The organism is Novosphingobium sp. KACC 22771, assembly GCF_028736195.1.
Lineage (GTDB): Bacteria > Pseudomonadota > Alphaproteobacteria > Sphingomonadales > Sphingomonadaceae > Novosphingobium.
Genome location: NZ_CP117881.1, coordinates 1,974,758 through 1,993,942 on the forward strand (window position 1 = coordinate 1,974,758; position 19,185 = coordinate 1,993,942).

Below are 19,185 nucleotides of genomic sequence, written 5' to 3' on the forward strand. Positions count from 1 at the left end.
GCGCCGCCCTGCCGATGTCGGCGCCGACATCGGCGCCTACATCGGCGGCTGGGGCAGGCGGATGAGGGCGCGTAGTCCGCCTTCCGGCTTGTTTGAAAGGATCAGTTCGGCCCCCTCGCTGCGCAGGACGCGCACGACGATGGGCAGGCCCAGCCCCATGCCCGCCGTGTTGCGCGCCCGCGCGCTGTCCAGCCGGATGAAAGGTTGCAGCACCTTGCCCAGATGTTCTTCGGGAATGCCGGGGCCGTCATCCTCAACGGCCAGTGTGACGCTGGCCTTTTCGATCTCGACCCGCACCATCACATTGCCGCCGTAATGCAGCGCGTTTTCGATAAGGTTCGACATGGCCCGGCGCAGCGAGACCGCGCGGGCCTTGACGATCAGGCGGTCGGGCCCTTCATACTCGGCCGGATAGCCGCGATCCTGCGCCCCATCGACCAGCGTTTGCGCCATGGCGGCCAGATCGACGGGCTCCTTGGCGGGGCCGGGTTCGTCCAGCGCGACGAAATCCTGAAGCGAAGCCAGCAGATCGCGCATTTCCGACAGATCGCCGTCCAGCGCGTCGCGCTCCTCGCCGTCCATCGGCACACCGTCCAGCCGCAATTGCATCCGCGCCAGCGGCGTGCGCATGTCATGGCCGATGGCCAGCATGGTCTGGGTGTTGGCATCGAGCAGGTCGTCGATGCGCCGCTGCATCGCGTTGAACGCACCGATCAACTCGCGCACCTCGGCCGGGCCGTCCATTTCGATCGGGCGGGCATGGGGCGTGCCGACATGCCGACTGGCCCGCACCAGCCGCCGCAGCGGGCGCAGCGAGGCATAGACCAGAAACCACGCCAGCGGCACCAGCAGCAAGGTGGGCAGAATGATGCGCAGCAGATAGCTGGCGCGCAGGACGAAGATATCGCGCGCCTCGCTGTGGAAGGTGACGAGCGAGGCATCCGCCAGCATCATCGAGCCATCGACCTCATGGCGGGCATGCAGCGGGGCCAGATGCAGTTGCAGGCGGTACTGGTTCAACTGTGGCTGATAGGTGATCAACTGCTGCTGCATTTTGCCAAGATCGAGCGCGGCCAGCGGGCGTTCGCCCCCTTGCGGTTTCCACACCAGCCTGAGGCCGGGGCGGCTCAATTCCCGCGCAACAAGCTCGCGCCGGGGCGAGGGCGTATCGTTCAACAGGCGCGCCGCCACCACCAGATCATCGGCCAGACTGTCGGCTTCTTCCGCCTCCAGCGCAAATTCGTTGGCGCGTTCAAACAGGACCGCGTTGGCGCCGATGTCCACCAGCATGACGACCGCGAGGATGGCCAGCATCCGCGCAGGCAGGCCGAGGGCATGCAGCCATTTCAATGGCGGGCAACCTCGGCGGTGAACATATAGCCGATGCCGCGCACGGTGGCGATCGGCGCCTGACCGCTGGGGTTGGACAGTTTGCGGCGCAGGCGGCTGACCAGAACGTCGATGCTGCGGTCCGAACTGTCGGACAGGCGCGTGCGCGACAGTTCGATCAGGCGCTGACGCCCGATCACGCGCTGGGGCTGGCCAAGGAAGGTGGCGAGCAGATCAAACTCGGCCCCGGTCAGATCCACCAGCGCGCCTTCGGGCGAGCGCAATTCGTGGCGCGAGAGCGAGAGCGACCAGCCATCGAAGGTCAGCATCTTTTGCACCGGCGCGCGCTCCTCGTCGCCGCCGCCGCGGCGCAGGACCGCGCCGATGCGCGCGATCAGCTCACGCGTGCTGAAAGGTTTGGCCAGATAATCATCCGCGCCCAGTTCAAGGCCCAGTACGCGGTCCTCCTCGCTGCCGCGCGCGGAAACGAAGATGACGGGCGTGTCCGATTCCTTGCGCAGGCGGCGAAAGAGTTCGATGCCCGTCGTGCCCGGCAGCATGATGTCCAGCACGATGAGGTCGGCCGGAGCGCTGTCGAGCATCACCCACATTTCCGCGCCCGTGCTGGCCGTGCGCACATCATAGCCGTTGGCCCGCAGCGCCCGCGCCGTCAACAGGCGCAGCGCCGGATCGTCTTCTACAAGCAGGATGGATTTAGCTGTCATGATATTATGAACCTGGCCGTGGACGGCGCACAGTAAAGGCGATCGGGGCGCGAGGTAAAGACCTCTTGCCCCGATCGCAAGGGGGCAGGCGCGGATGGAGTGGCGCCTGCGGCATGAACCGGCCTCAGGAGGGTTCTTGGGGATCTTCGGCCGGAACGTTTGAAATCGCTCAATGGGGTGCGGGGATCAGCGCCGTTTCCTGTTGGCCATGGGCCGATATGAAAGGTACCCGGATCATGTCGCTCCTCATGCATTCGCCCGTCCATTGGATGATTGTGATCTAGAGGACCCGTTTTGCGCGTTAAGTGCCGGTTTGTGAAAAAATGTTTCTGATTGGCGGGGCAAAGATAGGGCTCCCGCTTGCAGCGGCCACGCATTGGCGACATGCTGTTGCCATTGCATCTGCACAAAGGGACTTTCCCCATGAAACTGCTTCGTTCCGGCGCTTTGCTTGCGCTGGCCTTTGCCATTGCGGCGCCCGCCGGCGCCCAAAACGCCGCATCCGCGGCAGGCCAAAATGCCGTCACGCCGATGACGCCCGATGTCGTCAAATCCTATGACGCGGTGCGCGCCGATGCCGATTTCACCTTGCGCGAGGTGATGATCCCGATGCGCGACGGCACGAAACTCTACACCGCCATCGTGTTCAAAAAGGGCGCGAAGAACGCCCCCATCCTGATCTCGCGCAGCCCCTATAACGCCCACGGCGATGTCACGCGCACGGCCAGCCAGAAGATCACCGAGATCCTGCCTGCGATGGATGCCGAATTTGCCGAAGACGGCTATATCCGCGTCTATCAGGACATTCGCGGCATGCACAAATCCGAGGGCGACTGGGTGCTCAACCGCCCCATCGTCGGCCCGCTCAACAACACCGGGATCGATGAATCCACCGACGCCTATGACACGATCGACTGGCTGGTGAAGAATGTGCCCGAAAGCAACGGCAAGGTGGGCATCATCGGCAGCTCCTATCTGGGCTTCACCTCGCTGATGGCGCTGATCAATCCGCATCCCGCGCTCAAAGCCGCCGTGCCGCAAAGCCCGATGGTTGACGGCTGGATGGGTGATGACTGGTTTCATAATGGCGCGTTCCGTGTGAACAGCTTCGACTATATGGTCGACATGAGCGTGGGCAAGGGCGATGCCGATGCCAAGATCCCGCGCGGCGCGGGCGACGATTACAGCGCCTATCTGGAGGCCGGATCGGCGGGTGATTTCGCGCGCAAATGGGGTATTGAAACCATCCCGGGCGTGCGCAAGCTGATGGACAATCCGGCCTACACGCCGTTCTGGTCGCTGCAGGCGGTGGACAAATGGCTGGCCGCGCGGCCTCTGACCGTGCCCACCATGCTGGTCGTGGGTCAGTGGGATCAGGAGGATTCCTATGGCGCTCCGGCGGTCTATCGCGCGCTGGAGCCCAAGGATACCGGCAATGACAAGCTCTCGCTGGTGATCGGGCCGTGGCGGCATTCGGGCGTCAATCACTATGGCTATGAGCTGGGCGATGTGACGTTTACCGGCGACACCGCGCATGAATTCCGCGTCAAGTGGCTCAAGCCCTTCTTTGACCATTGGCTTAAGGATGCGCCCGATCCGCATACGCCCCCGGTTTTGACCTATGCCACCGGCGTCAACCAGTGGGAGATTTCGCAGAAGTGGGACGATGCGAAGCTGACCCCGCTTTATCTGGGCGCTGGGGGCGCTCTGTCCTTTGCGCCGGGCGCAGTGGGGCATGACGATTACGTCTCCGATCCGGCCCATCCGGTGCCTTTCCTGCCCCGCCCGCTGTCGATGAGCGACCGCAAGCAATGGACGACCTGGCTGGTCCATGATCAGCGCTTTGTCGAGGATCGGCCCGATGTGCTGACCTATAAAAGCGCCCCGCTGGACAAGCCGATCCATATCAAGGGCGCGCCGCGCGTGGACCTCTATGCCACCACCACGGGCACGGATGCGGACTGGGTGGTGAAACTGATCGACGTGGCCCCCGACACCACGCCCGAGGCTGCATCGCAAGGTGCCAAGCCTGCCAATCCCGGCTTCGAATTGCCGCTGGGCATCGAGATTTTCCGGGGCCGCTATGTGCATGGTTTCGCCACGCCTGCGCCGTGGAAACCGGGCAAGGTGGAAAATGTCCGCTTTGAACTGCCGCATATCAACCACGTGCTGCTGCCCGGACATCGCTTGATGGTGCAGGTGCAATCCAGCCTGTTCCCGCTCTATGACCGCAATCCGCAGACCTATGTGGCCAATATCTTCAACGCCAAACCCGGCGATTACAAAGCGGCCACGCAAAGCATCCAGCGCGGCGGGGCCGCCGCCAGCGCGGTCCTGCTGCCCATCGCGCAGGATTGATGCGGGAGGGGGGCGGCCAAGGCTGCCTCCCTTGCCCGACGGGGCATCGGCGCTCCCTGCACTTGCCCCGCCGGGATCATCGGCCTAGAGCCCTTCGCAAATGCAGCAAACGACTCCTCTGATGGCCGATGGCGCCCATGCCGACGAGGCGCAAGGGGCCGGTGACTATCGCCTGATCGGCCTGATCGTCGCCTGCGCGCTGTTCATGGAACAGTTCGACGGCACGGTGCTTACCACGGCGCTGCCCACCATCGCGCGCGATTTCGGGGTGCGGCCTCCCGCGCTTTCGGTGACGGTCACGTCCTATCTGCTGGCACTGGCGGTGTTCGTGCCGGTCTCGGGCTATATGGCCGACAGGTTTGGCGCGCGGCGGGTGTTTTGCGCGGCGATCGGCGTTTTCGCGCTCGGCTCGCTCGGCTCAGCGCTGACCAACGGGTTGGAGGCGATGGCGGCGGCGCGGTTCCTGCAAGGCATCGGCGGGGCGATGATGATGCCGGTGGGGCGTCTAGTCATGCTGCGCACGGTGCCGCCGCGCGATATGGTCAGCGCGACGAGCTGGATGCTGGTGCCCGGCCTGTTGGGCACCATTCTGGGGCCGCCGCTGGGGGGCTTTATCGTCACCTATATGCATTGGCGGGCGATTTTCTGGATCAATCTGCCCATGGCTGCGCTCGCGCTGGTGCTGGTGTCGCGCTATATTCCCGACGTCCGCGCGCAGGAGCCGCCGGTGTTCGATGCGGTGGGCTTTGTGCTGTCGGCGGCGGCGCTGGCGGCGTTGATGGTGGGGTTTGAAGCGGCGGGGCCGATCCATGCCGGGGCCGTGGCTCTGGTGCCGCTGGGGATCGGTGTGGTGATGGCGCTGGCCTATTGGGTCCATGCGCGGCGACACCCCGCGCCGATCATGGATTTCGCGCTGCTGCGCCATCGCAATTTCCGCCTGTCTTGGATCGCGGGTTCGATCACCCGCCTGCTTCAGGGCGCGCAGCCCTTTCTGCTGGCGCTGATGGTGCAATATGGCTTTGGCTTTTCCGCCGCGCGGGCGGGCACGATCACGCTGGCAACCGCGGTGGGATCGATTGTAATGAAGGGGCTGGCCGGGCCGGTGTTGCGGCGGCTGGGCTTTCGCATCGGGCTGACCCTGATGGGAGCGGCGGGCACGGTGGTCTATGCGCTGTGCGGATTTTTCTCGCCCGCATGGCCGGAATGGGCGATCTGGGGCGTGCTGGTGCTGGCCGGGTTTTTGATGTCGTTTCAGTTCACCGCCTATAACACCATCGCCTATGACGGGCTGGCATCCGAGGAAATGAGCCGCGCGACCAGTTTCTATACCACGTTTCAGCAGCTCACCCTGTCGCTGGGCGTGTGCATGGCGGCCACAATCCTGCAGATCAGCACCGCCGCCCATGGGGTGCAGCATCCCGAACTGCGCGATTTCGCGCTGGCTTTCTGGATCATCGCGGCGATCAGTTTTACCGCCATAATCCCCAATCTGGCCTTTGCGCCCGATGCCGGATCGCGCCTGACCCAGACCCCCTGAAGGCGGCATGGATGCGGGCCACTCGGACCGCCGCGTTTTGGGACGCCGATGGGCAGAACGCTTGACGTTGCGGGGCAAGTGGCCCATGGCCCGAGCCGAATTTTTTCGTCCAGATTTTACCTGATCAACATATTCGGGGGTCACTTGACCAAGGCAGTAATTCTAGCGGGTGGTTTGGGAACGCGGCTGGGCGAGGAAACATCAAGCCGGCCCAAGCCGATGGTCGAAGTGGGGGGTATGCCGATCCTGTGGCATATCATGAAGATCTATGCCGCCCATGGCGTCAATGACTTCATCATCTGCCTTGGTTACAAGGGCTATGTGATCAAGGAATTTTTCGCCAATTATTTCCTGCATGCCGCCGATGTGACCATTGATCTTGCCAACAACAAGATGACCGTTCACGAGGCCAAGAGCGAGCCTTGGACGGTGACTCTGGTCGACACCGGGCCGACGGCGCAGACAGGCGGGCGCTTGTGGGGTGTTCGCCGGTTCCTGACCGACGGCGAGCCGTTTTGTTTCACCTATGGCGACGGCGTTTCCGACATTGATATTTCGGCTGAACTGGCCTTTCACCGCGCCCATGGCAAGAAGGCGACGATTGCCGCCGTGGCGCCTCCGGGCCGGTTTGGCGCGCTGGAATTCGGCGATGGCTCAGGCGGGCACGAGGTAACGAGCTTCAAGGAAAAGCCGGCGGGCGATGGCGGGCTGATCAACGGCGGCTTTTTTGTGCTGGATCCTTCGGTGATCGACCTGATTTCGGGTCCGGATCAGGTGTGGGAGGATTATCCGCTCGAAACGCTGGCCCATACTGGCGAACTGGTGGCCTACCGCCATGACGGCTTCTGGCAGCCGATGGATACGCTGCGCGACAAGCAGCATCTTGAACGGCTCTGGGCGCAGGGCGCCGCGCCCTGGAAGAAGTGGTAAAAGATCGTGGCCGTCGTGCATGATCCATCCTTTTGGGAGGGCCGCAGGGTCCTGCTGACAGGACACACCGGCTTCAAGGGGAGCTGGCTGGCGCTCTGGCTGCATCAGATGGGCGCGGTGGTGACGGGCCTCTCACTGCCTGCCGAAGATGTCAGCCTGTTTCGTCAGGCGCGGGTGGAAAGCCTGCTGAACCATATCGAGGGCGATATTCGCGACATGGCCGTGGTCGAGGCCGCCGTGGCGCAGGCCGATCCCGAGGTGGTGTTCCATCTGGCGGCCCAGCCTCTGGTGCGCCTGTCCTATGAAACACCGGTGGAGACGTTTGCCACCAATGTTCAGGGGACGGTGCATGTGCTGGACGCCTGCCGCCGTGCGCCGCATCTGCGCGCCATCGTGGCGATCACCTCGGACAAGGCCTATGAGAACCGCGAATGGGTCTGGCCCTATCGCGAGAGCGACCCGATGGGCGGGCATGATCCCTATTCGGCCAGCAAGGGCGCGGCCGAACTGGTGATCGCGGCCTATCGACGCAGTTTCTTCTCCGCGCCCGGCGCGCCGCTGCTGGCCTCGGTGCGGGCGGGCAATGTGATCGGCGGGGGCGACTGGGCGCTCGACCGGCTGGTGCCCGATATCATCCGCGCGCTGATCGCCGGGGATCGTCCGCTGATCCGGTCACCCCATTCGATCCGCCCGTGGCAACATGTGCTTGAGGCGCTGGGCGGCTATCTGCTGATCGCGCAGGCCTTGGCGCGGGGCGAGGCCTGGGCGGCCGAGGGATGGAATTTCGGCCCGGCCGATGATGACACCCAGCCCGTTCACTGGATCGCCGACCGGATCACCCAAAGCTGGGGCGATGCCGGATGGGACCAGCCCGAGCAGGTGTCCGGCCCGCATGAGGCCAAGATCCTGAAGCTCGATTGCGCCAAGGCCCGCAATTATCTGGGCTGGCGCCCGGCCTGGGGGCTGGGCGAGGCGCTGAACCGGATCGTGGAATGGCACAGGGGCGTGGCCGAAGGCGGCGATGCGCAGGCCATTTCGTTTGCACAATTGGCCGCCTATCGCGCCTTGTTTCAACAAGGCTAAAATGTTTCAACACGTCTGAAATTTTCAGAAGACAGTTTACAGGCAGACAGTTTCTATGGCCACGATTGATAATCCCATGCTCGACCTTTCCTCCGCCGTGGCGGGCATGGTGAAGGACAGCGATGAAGGGCAATTGCGCGAACTGATCCTTGGCCTGTCCGAGGAATATGCGCGCCGCTATCATACCCCCCGCGCGTTTCTGCCCGGCGAGAGCGTGGTGCCCGTTTCCGGCAAGGTCGTGGGCGAGGGCGAGCTGCGCAACCTTGTCGATGCCAGCCTCGATATGTGGCTGACCACGGGGCGCTACAACGCGGCCTTTGAGGAAAAGCTGGCGGGGCGTCTGGGCGTGGCCCATGCGTTGACGACCAATTCGGGGTCGTCGGCCAATTTGCTGGCGCTGGCGGCGCTGACCTCGCATTACCATCGCGGCGATGCGTTGAAAGCGGGCGATGAAGTCATCACCGTCGCCACGGGTTTTCCCACCACGGTCAATCCCTCGCTGCAATATGGGCTGGTGCCGGTTTTTGTCGACTGCGACATTCCCACCTATAACATCAAGCCCGAGATGATCGAGGCGGCGGTGTCGGACAAGACCCGCGCGATCATGATCGCCCATACGCTGGGCAATCCTTTCGACATCGCAGAAGTGATGCGGGTTGCCGAAAAGTACAACCTGTGGGTGGTTGAGGATACGTGCGACGCGCTGGGCGCGACGTTCGATGGCAAGCCGGTGGGCACGTTCGGCCATCTGGGCACGCTGTCCTTTTATCCCGCGCATCATATCACCATGGGCGAGGGCGGGGCGGTGTTTACCGACAAGCCGCGCCTGAAGCGCGTGGTCGAATCGATCCGCGACTGGGGCCGCGACTGCTGGTGCGCGCCGGGTCAGGACAACACCTGCGGCAAGCGCTTCAACCGCAAGCTGGGCACGCTGCCGCATGGCTATGACCACAAGTATACCTATGGCCATGTTGGCTATAATCTGAAGATCACCGACATGCAGGCCGCCGTGGGTCTGGCCCAGCTTGACCGGCTCGACGGCTTCATTGCCGCGCGCCAGCGCAATTTTGACAAGCTGACCCAGTTGCTCAAGCCGCTGGAGGATATCTTCATCCTGCCCAAGGCGACCGAGCGCTCGCAGCCCTCGTGGTTCGGCTATCCCATCACCATCCGCCCCGAGACCGGGATCAACCGCGAGGCTCTGGTCGAATTCCTGACCGAGCAGAAGATCGGCACCCGTTTGTTGTTTGGCGGCAACCTCTTGCACCAGCCCTATATGAAGGGCCGCAACGTGCGCGTGGTGGGCGATCTGGCCAATGCCGATCTGGTGACGACCAATACTTTCTGGTTGGGCATCTATCCGGGTTTGACGGATGACCACCTTAGTTATACCGCCGAGCAGATTGGTGTCTTCCTTGCGGATCATTACGGATCGGCTAAGGGCTAAGGCAGCAAGGTTTGTTACGGGCAGGGTCGGAAAGCCAGCCGAAGAGGTTTAGACGTGAACGCATACGAAAAACGCATGTTGGCGATTCTGGCCGAAGGCGCGGCCAAGTACGGTTTTGTCTCGGTCAAGGCCGAGTTTGAGGCCGAAGGCACGCGCAGCGATGAATTTCTGCGCCTGCTTGAACTGGCTCGCCGCGCCGGGTTGAAGGTCGCGCTCAAGATCGGCGGTTGCGAGGCGATCCGCGACCTGATCGAGGCGCGCCAGTATGGGGTCGATTACATCATCGCCCCGATGGTCGAGACGCCCTATGCGCTCTCGAAATTCATCGCCGCCAAGGACAAGGTGTTCCCCAAGGACGAGCAGGCGGACATGTCCTTCCTGTTCAACGTCGAAACAGCAACCACGTTTGAATCGCTGGAAAAGCTGGGCGAAGTGGCGCAGGCGGGCAATGTCGGCTTTGTGTTTGGCCGCGTCGATTTCGCCGGTTCGCTGGGCCATGACCGTTCGTTCGTGAACAGCGATGCGATGGCCGATTACGTCAATGCCGTGGCCAAGGTGGCGCAGCAGCGCGGCCTCGAACTGGTTGTGGGCGGCGGGGTCAGCCCGGATTCGGTGGCGTTGCTGGCAGGCGCCCGCGCGCATCGTCTGGACCGCTTTGAAACGCGCAAGGTCGTGTTCGACGCCGCCGTGGTCGAGGATGGCCGCGCACAGGCGGGCATGGAACTGGCGATTGAATTCGAGCTGCTCTGGCTCAAGAACAAGCGCGATTTCTATCGCGGCATTGCCGAAGAAGACGCCACGCGCATCGCCATGATGGAGGCGCGTCAGGCCACCATCAAGACCGCCGAGCCTGCGTAAACCATCATGGCTGAGACTATCCGGGTCGCGGACCTGATCGCCCGCCTGTTGGTGCAAAGCGGTGTTTCGGACTGCTTCATGCTGACGGGCGGCGGGGCCATGCACCTCAACGACGCTTTCGGGCGCGAAGCGGGCCTGCGCAAGATCTTCAACCACCACGAGCAGGCCAGCGCCATCGCGGCGGAAAGCTATGCGCGCCTGTGCGGCAAGCCTGCGCTGGTGAATGTCACCACGGGTCCGGGGGGCGTGAACACGCTCAATGGCGTCTATGGCGCCTATGTCGATTCGATCCCGATGATCGTGGTGTCGGGGCAAGTGAAGCGCGAGACAATTGCGGGCAATTTCCCGCATATCCCGCTGCGCCAGCTCGGCGATCAGGAAGTCGATATTGTCGGCATGGTGCGGCCGATCACCAAATATGCGGTGGTGCTGCAAGACCCGGCGCAGGCGCGCAAGGTGGTGGAAAAGGCGATCTACCTTGCCACGCGCGGTCGTCCCGGCCCGGTGTGGATCGACGTTCCCATCGACGTTCAGGCCGCCCCCGTGGACCCTGATGCGCTAGAGGCGTTCGACCCTGCGGCTGATGTGGATACCGCAAGCGAGTGGAACGCGCCCAACAATGCGGCGGAAACTGGCGCGCTGACCGGCGATGCGTTGCAGGCCGAGGTTGGCGCGATGCTGGCCGAATTCTGCGCGGCAGAGCGGCCTGTGGTGTTTGTCGGCGCGGGTGTGCGTCTGTCGAACACGCATGAACGGTTTCTGGCTCTGATTGAAAAGCTGGGCGCGCCGGTCGTCACGGGCTGGAACGCGCATGACGCGCTGCCCAATGCGCACCCACTCTATGTCGGCCGCCCGGGCAGCGTGGGCGACCGCGGCGGCAATTTTGCCGTACAGGGCGCCGATTATGTGCTGGTGCTGGGCAGCCGTCTGAATATCCGTCAGATCAGCTATAATTGGCAGAGCTTTGCCCGCAATGCGCGGGTGGCGATGGTGGATATCGACCGCGCCGAATTGGGCAAGCCGACGCTTAACCTGCATCGTCCGATCCATGCGGATTTGCGCGATTTCTTCGATGCGGTTGATGCGCTGGGCGTGCCGGGCGAAGGTGCGGACAACCGTGCTGCCTATCTGGCACGCAGCCGTCAACGCGCCGCGCAATACCCCACCGTGCGCGATGAATTCCGCAGCGAGACCGGCCCGATCAACCCCTATGTCTTTGGCGAGGCGTTGTTCAACGAGCTGGAAGAAGGCGACATCATCGTCTCGGGCGATGGCACGGCCTGTGTCACGATTTTCCAATGCGCGGATCTGAAAAAGGGCCAGCGGCTTTATACCAACTCCGGCTGCGCCAGTATGGGCTATGACCTGCCCGGCGCGATCGGGGCCTATTATGCCGGTGGCGGTCGTCGGATCATCTGTCTTGCCGGTGATGGCTCGATCATGATGAACCTGCAGGAATTGCAGACCATCGTGGGCGGCCAATTGCCGATCAAGATCTTTGTCCTCAACAATGACGGCTATCACTCGATCCGCCAGTCGCAGGTTGCCCATTTCAAGGGCTTCTCGGTCGGCTGCGGGCCGGACAGCGGGTTGACCTTCCCCGATTTCGCGCGTTTGGCCACAGGTTTCGGCTTTCCGGCGCGCAAGGCGGAAAAGGATGGCGATCTTTCCGCTGCGATCCGCGCGACCCTGGATGGCCATGGCCCGCAATTGTGCGAGGTGATGATCGACAAGGCGCAGCAGTTCGAGCCCAAGCTGTCGAGCCGCCGTCTGCCTGACGGCACGATGGTTTCGCCCCCGCTGGAGGATCTCTCGCCCTTCCTGACGGACGAGGAACTGGCCGCTGCCATGGCGCCCTGCGCCACCTTGCGTTAACGTGTCATGCTTCGCCATCTGATCTTTGATCTCGACGGCACGCTGGTCGACTCTTGTGCGATCTGCATCGAAATCCTCGAAGGGATGCTGGCGGAGCGCGGGCATGCGCGCAAGATCGACCCCGAATTTGCCCGCCCATGGATGAGCCATGGCGGGCAAAAGATGGTGATGGCGCTGCTGGGCGATGATTGCGGCGATCCGGCGGAGGAACTGGCCGAATTCCGCCGCCGATATGCGGTGACGCAGACGCGGGCGGAAACGCTGTTCAACCATGTCGCCACCAGCCTGCGTGAATTGCATGCGCAGGGCTTTGTGCTCTCGATCTGTTCGAACAAGCCGCAAAATCTGGTCGACAAGGTGCTGGAGGATACCGGCCTTGCCTCGCTGTTTCAAAGCGTGGTGGGCGGGCGTGCGGGCGTGGCGGCCAAGCCTGCGCCCGATCTGCTCGATCTGGTGCTGGCCGATCTGGGCGCCTCGCCGGACCATTGCCTGTTCGTAGGCGACAGCGAGCTGGACCATGCCGTAGCCGATGCGCGGGGCATGCCGTTCCTGTTCCTGACCCATGGCTATGCCGACCCCGATTATCGCCCTGATCCCGCCAAGAGCTATGATTGTTTCGGCAAACTGGCCCGCGCGGTGATGGAGCGGGCGCATGGCTGAGGGGCTGGAGCCCGAGGTGGTGCGCGCGCTGGTTGAGGATGGGCGGCGTATCGTCATCACCGGGGCGGGGGGCTGGATCGGCCTTGCCACGCTGGATCTGCTGGCCGCCGCGCTGGGCGACAGGTTTGAAAAGCGCGTACGCCCCTTTGGCTCGAACACGCGCGCGCTGCGCCTTGCCGACGGATCGCAGGTGTTGCAGCGCCCGCTGGCCGACATGGCTTGGCTGCCCAAAGAGCCGACCATCGTGCTGCATACGGCCTTTCTGACCAAGGATCGCGCCGAGGCGATGGATGAGGCTGCCTATGTTGCCGCCAACCGCGCGATCAGCGAGACGGTGCTCAAAGCCCTGGACCCCATCGGCGCCGAGGCGATTTTCGTGGCCAGCAGCGGGGCTGCCGCCAAGGCCGACGACCCGCAGGCCAGCGCGGCGATGCGTCTCTATGGTGCGCTCAAGCGCGAGGATGAGGAGCGCTTTGCCGCATGGGCCGATGCAACGGGCAAACGCGCCGTCATCGCCCGGATCTTCGCGCTGACCGGGCCCTATATCAACAAGCCGGGCGCCTATGCCATCGCCAGCTTTATCGACGACGCCATCGCGGGCCGCCCGGTTGAGGTACGCGCACCCAAAAAGGTCGTGCGCGCCTATGTCGCCATCCGCGAATTGATGAGCCTTGCCTTTGCCGCCCTGCTGCCGCCCAAGGGCGTGCTGCGCTTCGACAGCGGGGGCGAGGCGATGGAACTGGGCGAGATCGCGGGCGTGGTGGCCGCCCAGACCGGCACCAGCGTCCAGCGCGCCGACATTACCACCGGCCCTGCCGACATTTACCACGGCGATGATGCGGCCTACCGCGCCCTGCTGGCCGACCATGGCATCGCGCCCGTCCCGCTGGCCACGCAGGTGGCCGAGATGATTGCCTGGGCACAACGCTCCTCTTGAGCGGGAAGGTTATGCATGACGAAGAGTGCCGACATTGATGTTTCGGTGGTCATCCCCTGTTACAATGAGGAGATGAACGCCGGGCCGATTGCCGAGGCAGTGATCGCGCAACTGGAGCCGATGGGGGTCAGTTTCGACATCATCTTCATCGACAACCATTCGACCGATAACACGGTGGGCATCATCAAGGCGATGTGTATGCGCGATCCGCGCATCCGCCTGATTGCCAACACGCGCAATTTCGGGCAAATGCGTTCGCCCACCCATGGCATTTATGCCGCGCGGGGGCGGGCGGTAATCGGCATGTGCGCCGATTTTCAGGACAGCCCCGAACTGTTGCCCCATTTCGTGCGCCGCTGGCAGGCGGGCGTCGACATTGTGCTGGGCGTGCGCGAGCGGGAGAAGTCGGGCCTGATGCTGACCGCGATCCGGGCGCTGTCCTATTGGCTGGCCAAGAATTTCGGCGATTTTCAAACTATTCCCAATGCGACGGGCTTTGGCCTCTACAGCCGCCGCGTGGTCGATGCGATCAAGGCGCTGAACGAGCCGGAGCCGTTTTATCGCGGGTTGCTGGTTGAAACAGGCTTTCCGCTGGAGACGATCAACTATGTTCGCCCGCCCCGGACGAGAGGCAAATCGAAGAACAATTTCTTCACCCTGCTCGACTTTGCCATCGCGGGCCTGACGGGTTCGTCCAAACGCCTGCTGCGCGCGCCGCTTTATCTCAGCGTGCTGGGGGCGGTTGTGTCCTTGCTGATGCTGATGGGCGCGGGGATCGCCTTTTTCACCGGGCGGCCGATTGCGGGCTGGCTGATCGGCATGGTGCTTCAAGCGCAATTCGCGCTGATCTTCGGCTTTATGGGGCTGATGGGCGACCATATCCGCCAGATTTCCGAACGCACGCGCGGCACGCCTTTGGTGCTTGAGCGCGAAAGGGTCAATTTCCCTGAGGATTACGGATGATCTCGCGGGATCGTGCCGCTGAAATCCTGCGCTTTCTGATTGCGGGCGCGCTCAACACGGCCTTTGGCTATGGGCTTTATGCGGGGCTCATCTGGCTGGGGATGGACCGCTATGTGGCGCAGGCGATCGGCTATGTGCTGGGCACGGGGTTCAATTACATCACCTATTCGCGAGGGGTGTTTACCGGCGCAGGCCCGGCAAAATTGCGTTTTGCGCTCTCCTATGCGGGCAATTATCTCATCAATCTGGCGGGGCTGAAACTGGCCTCGCATTTCATCGCCGACCCCTATCTGGCGGGGGCGGTCACGACCTTTGCCGTGGTGGTGCTCAATTATGCGGTGCTCAAACGGCTGGTTTTCCGGGCGTGAAAAATTGTAAGTAATACTTCTCTTTTTTGCTAGGCAAGGCTGGGTCGCCCCGTTATCCTTCCCTATAAACCCCGGACATAGATGGAGCGGATAAACCGTCCAGCCGGGGGAGAGAGGATTGCGATGCATATGCAAACGGGGAGAATTACGCCCTCAACGACCCGCGTGGCCAAGGGTGGATGGTATGCCCTGCTGCTGGTCTGCGCGATGCAATTGCTCAGCCTGCTCGATCGCAACATTCTGGCGATCCTATCTCCGCGCATCAAACATGATCTGAACATCGGCGATGCGGAAATGGGCCTGCTTTATGGAACAGTGTTCGCGCTGTTTTATGCGGTGTTTTCGCTGCCGCTGGGGCGTCTGGCCGATGGTTGGCGGCGGACATGGCTGCTCTCCATCTGCATCGCCTTCTGGTCGCTGGCCACAGGGCTTGCGGGCGTGGCCAGCGGCTTTGCCCTGCTCGCCCTTTCGCGCCTTGGCGTCGGGATTGGCGAGGCGGCCAGCCAGCCTGCGGGCACCAGCCTGATCTATGACTATTTCCCCAAGGCGCGCCGGGGGCTGGCCATGGCGATCATGGCCGCTGCGATTGCCATTGGTCTTGGCCTGTCCAGCGTGCTGGGCGGGGTTGCGGCCGATTGGTGGGATGGGCGCTTTGCCGGTGTGGGCGCACCCTTTGGGCTGCGCGGTTGGCAATTCGCTTTCCTGCTGGCGGCGGTGCCGGGCCTGCCTTTGGCCGCTCTGCTCTGGCGTCTGGCCGAACCGGTGCGCGGGGCGATCGAGGGCATCACCACGCCCCCCGATCCGCGCCCCTTTGCCGCCTCGTGGGAGGTGCTGCTCTCGGTTCTGCCTTTCACCAATTGGCTGATGCTCGCGCGGCGCCGGGCTTCATCGCGGGTGTGGATGGTCAATCTGGTGGCGACATTCGTGATCATCGCCGCCATGGTGGCGCTGGCCCGCGCAGGGGCGGCCTTCAGCCCGCGCCCGCTGCTCAATCTTGGACTGGTCAGCCTGTCGCCCCATACGCTGCAATGGGCGGTGGTGGGGCTGGGCCTGTTCGCCACGCTCAATCTGGTGCAGGCGGTACGCATCACCGACCGGCCCGCCTATGCCGTCATGCGCAGCCCTTCACTGATCCTGTGCATCGCGGCGGGATCGTTGCAGAGCATGATCAATTACGGTTGCATGGCCTTCACCCCGGCCTTTCTGATGAAGACCTATCATCTCACGCCTGCTCAGACCGGGCTGCAATTCGGTCTGCTTTCGGCGGCGCTGGGGGTGGTGGGGCCGATGGTGGCGGGGCCGGTGACGGACTGGGCGGGGCAGAAATTGCCCGGCGTGGGGCGCGTGCTGCTGGCGATGTTTGCCATGGGCGGCTCGCCCTGTCTGGCGTTCTGGGTCTATCATGCGCCCGATGCGGCCGGGTTCTATGCCCGCTTTGTGCTCTACAGCTTTGTGCTGACCATGTGGATGCCGCCGCTCTATGCGGTGATGTATGATCAGGTGCTGCCCCGGATGCGCGGGCTGACCGCCTCGACCTATATCGTGGTGATGACCATCGCGGGGCTGGGCGTGGGGCCGTATATTGTGGGGATGATTTCGGACGCCACGCATGGCGATCTGGGCCGGGCCATCCTGTCGATCAACTTTGTCGCCGTCCCTCTGGTGCTGGTGCTGGTGGCGCTGGCCATGCGGGTACGGGGCGATGAGGGCGCGGTTTTGACCCGCGCCCGCGCGGCGGGTGAGCCGGTTTAGAGCCAGACCCCATCCGTAAGGATCGGGTCTGGCGATGAGCCCGCGCGGCAATTGAGCGTTGCTTTGCGTTCGCGCTGCCTGAACGCAAAACGCCTTACGCCACCCGCCACACCCACAATTTGATGCCCAGCGGATAGCGCGCGCCCGAGCAGATGAAGATCGAGCGGTTCATCCATTCATACGGCCCCTTGGGCGCGATGAATTCGGGCACAGTGCGGAAATAATATTCCGCCGGATCCACCGTCTCGCCCGCGGCCAGCCTTTGCATCACCTCGGGCGGGCCGTGGCGCAGGCCCTTGTTGCGGATCTGGATGATGACGCCATCGTCGGTCTCGATGGCATAAATCGCATCGGCCACGGTCACGCCATCGGCGCGCGTCAATTGCCAATCGGCCGCATTGCCGATCAGACGGCCCTTGATCAGCGGCCCTTCGACGCGCCCACCGCCCACGATGGGGATGATGCGCCGTGTGCCGTCATAGGTCTCGCCAATGGGGCGGGGCGGCTCCAGCTCGCCGGTGGCTTCATACACAAATTCCAGTTCAGGCTTGATCATGCCGTCTCTCCCAATTTTGCTATGGAGAATAGCGCTGTGGATGCCGGGTGCAAGCGCGGGGTGGCAAAATGATCGCCGTGGGATTATGGGGCGGCAATGATCCGCCTTTCTGACCTCGCCCTGCCGCTCGACCACACGCCCGAGGCGCTTGACGCCGCCATTGCCCGCAGGCTGGGCGTGGCGCCAGACCGCATTCTGCGCAGCACCATGGTCCGGCGCGGCAATGATGCGCGCAAAAAGGGCGCGATCAAGCTGGTCTATGTCTTTGATGTGGAATTGGACGATGAGGCCGAAGTGCTGGCCCGGCTGGATGGCGACAGCCACGTGCGCCCGGCGCCCGACACCGCCTATCGCCCGCCGGTAGTGGCGCCCGAGGGTTGGGATGGGGTGCGCCCGGTGGTGATCGGGGCGGGGCCTTGCGGCTTGCTGGCGGCGCTGATTTTGGCCGAGATGGGGTTGAAGCCCATCATTATCGAGCGCGGCACGGCCGTGCGCGAGCGGACCAAGGACACTTGGGCGCTTTGGCGCAAGAACAAGCTGACCCCGGAATCGAACGTGCAATTCGGCGAGGGCGGGGCCGGGACTTTTTCCGACGGCAAGCTCTACAGCCGCATCAAGGACCCGCGCCATCTTTCACGCAAGGTGTTGACCGAGTTCGTCAAAGCGGGCGCGCCCGATGATATCCTCTATGAGGCGCATCCCCATATCGGCACCTTTCGTCTGGTGACGATGGTGATTTCCATGCGCGAAACCATCGAGGCGCTGGGCGGGGAATACCGGTTTCAGACCCGCGTTGCCGATTTCGACATTCAGGATGGCGCGCTGGCGGGCCTGCATCTGGTCAGCACCAAGGATGGGGCGCAAAGCTATCTGCCCGCCAAGCATTGCATCCTGGCCCCCGGCCATTCCAGCCGCGACACGTTCGAGATCCTGCACCAGCGCGGCGTGTTTATGGAGGCCAAGCCTTTCGCCATCGGTGTGCGCATTGAACATCCGCAAAGCTGGGTGGACAAGGCGCGCTATGGCGCCTGCGCGGGCCATCCTGTGCTGGGCGCGGCCGCCTATGCCATCTCGCATCAGGCCAGCAACGGGCGCGCGGTCTACAGCTTCTGCATGTGTCCGGGCGGGCGCGTCGTTGCGGCCACAAGCGAGGAGGGGCGCGTCGTCACCAACGGCATGAGCCAATATTCGCGCGCCGAATTCAACGCCAATTCCGGCCTCGTGGTCACCGTCGATCCGGGCAAGGATTATCCCGCCGACCCGTTGGCGGGCATTGAATTTCAACGCAAATGGGAAAGCCTCGCCTATGCCGCCGGCGGCGGCGATTATTGCGCGCCGGGGCAAAAGGTGGGCGATTTTCTGGCCGGGCGCGCTTCGTCGGGCGAATTCGGGGCGGTGAAGCCGTCCTATCAGCCCGGCGTCAAGCTGACCGACCTGTCGGCCTGTTTGCCTGATTATGTGCTGGACGCGATCCGCGAGGCGCTGCCGGTGTTTGGCCGCCAGATCCCGATGTATGATCATCCCGATGTGATTATGACCGGGGTGGAAACGCGCACCTCCAGCCCCTTGCGCATCACGCGCGGCAAGGATTTCCAGTCGCTCAACACGCGTGGTCTGTATCCTGCGGGCGAGGGGGCGGGCTATGCTGGCGGCATTCTCTCGGCTGCGGTGGATGGGATCAAGGTGGCTGAGGCGCTTGCGGTAGAGGTTTTGAAATAAGGTTTGCCTCCGGCGGGCAAAGGGCGGAGGCCCTTTGCAATCCCGATAATGGGTGTGGGTTTGCCGAGATTGCTTGTGGATCATAGGA

16 protein-coding genes are annotated in these 19,185 nt (G+C 63.4%); 13 read left to right on the forward strand and 3 right to left on the reverse strand.

Annotation, left to right across the window (positions count from 1 at the left end):
- Positions 1-36: 36 nt before the first annotated feature.
- Entirely contained in the window at positions 37-1,350 is a 1,314-nt protein-coding gene (locus PQ467_RS09010; RefSeq protein ID WP_274173108.1) for an ATP-binding protein, read from the reverse strand.
- Entirely contained in the window at positions 1,347-2,054 is a 708-nt protein-coding gene (locus PQ467_RS09015) for a response regulator transcription factor (RefSeq protein ID WP_274173109.1), read from the reverse strand. The genes PQ467_RS09010 and PQ467_RS09015 overlap by 4 nt, the downstream gene beginning before the upstream one ends.
- 423 nt (positions 2,055-2,477) lie before the next feature.
- On the opposite strand from PQ467_RS09015, the gene PQ467_RS09020 reads away from it, so the two are divergent.
- From PQ467_RS09020 to PQ467_RS09075, 12 genes are all read left to right on the forward strand, one after another.
- Positions 2,478-4,412, forward strand: coding sequence for a CocE/NonD family hydrolase (locus tag PQ467_RS09020; RefSeq protein ID WP_274173110.1), 1,935 nt, complete (start codon positions 2,478-2,480; stop codon positions 4,410-4,412).
- 100 nt (positions 4,413-4,512) lie between these two features.
- Positions 4,513-5,949: an MFS transporter gene (locus PQ467_RS09025; RefSeq protein WP_274173111.1), complete on the forward strand. Its 1,437-nt coding sequence runs from the start codon at positions 4,513-4,515 to the stop codon at positions 5,947-5,949.
- A 144-nt stretch (positions 5,950-6,093) separates the two neighbouring features.
- Positions 6,094-6,879: a glucose-1-phosphate cytidylyltransferase gene (gene rfbF / locus PQ467_RS09030; RefSeq protein ID WP_274173112.1), complete on the forward strand. Its 786-nt coding sequence runs from the start codon at positions 6,094-6,096 to the stop codon at positions 6,877-6,879.
- Between the two features lie 15 nt (positions 6,880-6,894).
- Positions 6,895-7,962, forward strand: coding sequence for a CDP-glucose 4,6-dehydratase (gene rfbG, locus PQ467_RS09035; protein WP_274173113.1), 1,068 nt, complete (start codon positions 6,895-6,897; stop codon positions 7,960-7,962).
- Positions 7,963-8,017: 55 nt separating this feature from the next.
- A complete protein-coding gene (rfbH, locus tag PQ467_RS09040; RefSeq protein WP_274173114.1) occupies positions 8,018-9,409 on the forward strand; it encodes a lipopolysaccharide biosynthesis protein RfbH in 1,392 nt (463 codons plus the stop codon).
- 54 nt (positions 9,410-9,463) lie between these two features.
- Positions 9,464-10,267 carry an aldolase/citrate lyase family protein gene (locus PQ467_RS09045; protein ID WP_274173115.1) on the forward strand — a complete coding sequence of 268 codons (804 nt, stop codon included), beginning with the start codon at positions 9,464-9,466 and terminating at the stop codon, positions 10,265-10,267.
- A 6-nt stretch (positions 10,268-10,273) separates the two neighbouring features.
- The gene (locus tag PQ467_RS09050; RefSeq protein WP_274173116.1) at positions 10,274-12,142 is read left to right on the forward strand and encodes a thiamine pyrophosphate-binding protein; all 1,869 of its coding nucleotides are present in this window, start codon (positions 10,274-10,276) and stop codon (positions 12,140-12,142) included.
- 6 nt (positions 12,143-12,148) lie between these two features.
- Positions 12,149-12,802: an HAD family hydrolase gene (locus PQ467_RS09055; protein ID WP_274173117.1), complete on the forward strand. Its 654-nt coding sequence runs from the start codon at positions 12,149-12,151 to the stop codon at positions 12,800-12,802.
- Positions 12,795-13,739, forward strand: a complete 945-nt coding sequence (locus PQ467_RS09060) for an NAD-dependent epimerase/dehydratase family protein (RefSeq protein ID WP_274173118.1) — start codon at positions 12,795-12,797, stop codon at positions 13,737-13,739. The genes PQ467_RS09055 and PQ467_RS09060 overlap by 8 nt, the downstream gene beginning before the upstream one ends.
- Before the next feature lie 15 nt (positions 13,740-13,754).
- A complete protein-coding gene (locus PQ467_RS09065; RefSeq protein WP_274173119.1) occupies positions 13,755-14,702 on the forward strand; it encodes a glycosyltransferase family 2 protein in 948 nt (315 codons plus the stop codon).
- Positions 14,699-15,070 (forward strand): GtrA family protein, encoded by a 372-nt coding sequence (locus tag PQ467_RS09070; protein WP_274173120.1) that lies wholly within the window; start codon positions 14,699-14,701, stop codon positions 15,068-15,070. The genes PQ467_RS09065 and PQ467_RS09070 overlap by 4 nt, the downstream gene beginning before the upstream one ends.
- A gap of 123 nt (positions 15,071-15,193) precedes the next feature.
- Entirely contained in the window at positions 15,194-16,822 is a 1,629-nt protein-coding gene (locus PQ467_RS09075) for an MFS transporter (RefSeq protein WP_274173121.1), read from the forward strand.
- A gap of 94 nt (positions 16,823-16,916) precedes the next feature.
- Here the strand turns inward: PQ467_RS09075 and PQ467_RS09080 are convergent, their stop codons facing one another.
- Complete coding sequence (locus PQ467_RS09080; RefSeq protein WP_274173122.1) at positions 16,917-17,378, reverse strand: DUF3237 domain-containing protein; 462 nt, start codon at positions 17,376-17,378, stop codon at positions 16,917-16,919.
- 96 nt (positions 17,379-17,474) lie between these two features.
- Between PQ467_RS09080 and PQ467_RS09085 the strand changes: the two genes are divergently transcribed.
- The gene (locus PQ467_RS09085; RefSeq protein WP_274173123.1) at positions 17,475-19,097 is read left to right on the forward strand and encodes an NAD(P)/FAD-dependent oxidoreductase; all 1,623 of its coding nucleotides are present in this window, start codon (positions 17,475-17,477) and stop codon (positions 19,095-19,097) included.
- The last annotated feature ends 88 nt before the right edge of the window (positions 19,098-19,185 follow it).

What these genes read in the sequence shown, in the direction of transcription:
- PQ467_RS09015 (WP_274173109.1), bottom strand. Translation starts at nt 2,054, where the DNA reads ATGACAGCTAAATCCATCCTGCTTGTAGAAGACGATCCGGCGCTGCGC.
- PQ467_RS09020 (WP_274173110.1), top strand. Translation starts at nt 2,478, where the DNA reads ATGAAACTGCTTCGTTCCGGCGCTTTGCTTGCGCTGGCCTTTGCCATT.
- PQ467_RS09025 (WP_274173111.1), top strand. Translation starts at nt 4,513, where the DNA reads ATGCAGCAAACGACTCCTCTGATGGCCGATGGCGCCCATGCCGACGAG.
- rfbH (WP_274173114.1), top strand. Translation starts at nt 8,018, where the DNA reads ATGGCCACGATTGATAATCCCATGCTCGACCTTTCCTCCGCCGTGGCG.
- PQ467_RS09050 (WP_274173116.1), top strand. Translation starts at nt 10,274, where the DNA reads ATGGCTGAGACTATCCGGGTCGCGGACCTGATCGCCCGCCTGTTGGTG.
- PQ467_RS09055 (WP_274173117.1), top strand. Translation starts at nt 12,149, where the DNA reads ATGCTTCGCCATCTGATCTTTGATCTCGACGGCACGCTGGTCGACTCT.
- PQ467_RS09060 (WP_274173118.1), top strand. Translation starts at nt 12,795, where the DNA reads ATGGCTGAGGGGCTGGAGCCCGAGGTGGTGCGCGCGCTGGTTGAGGAT.
- PQ467_RS09065 (WP_274173119.1), top strand. Translation starts at nt 13,755, where the DNA reads ATGACGAAGAGTGCCGACATTGATGTTTCGGTGGTCATCCCCTGTTAC.
- PQ467_RS09070 (WP_274173120.1), top strand. Translation starts at nt 14,699, where the DNA reads ATGATCTCGCGGGATCGTGCCGCTGAAATCCTGCGCTTTCTGATTGCG.
- PQ467_RS09075 (WP_274173121.1), top strand. Translation starts at nt 15,194, where the DNA reads ATGCATATGCAAACGGGGAGAATTACGCCCTCAACGACCCGCGTGGCC.
- PQ467_RS09080 (WP_274173122.1), bottom strand. Translation starts at nt 17,378, where the DNA reads ATGATCAAGCCTGAACTGGAATTTGTGTATGAAGCCACCGGCGAGCTG.
- PQ467_RS09085 (WP_274173123.1), top strand. Translation starts at nt 17,475, where the DNA reads ATGATCCGCCTTTCTGACCTCGCCCTGCCGCTCGACCACACGCCCGAG.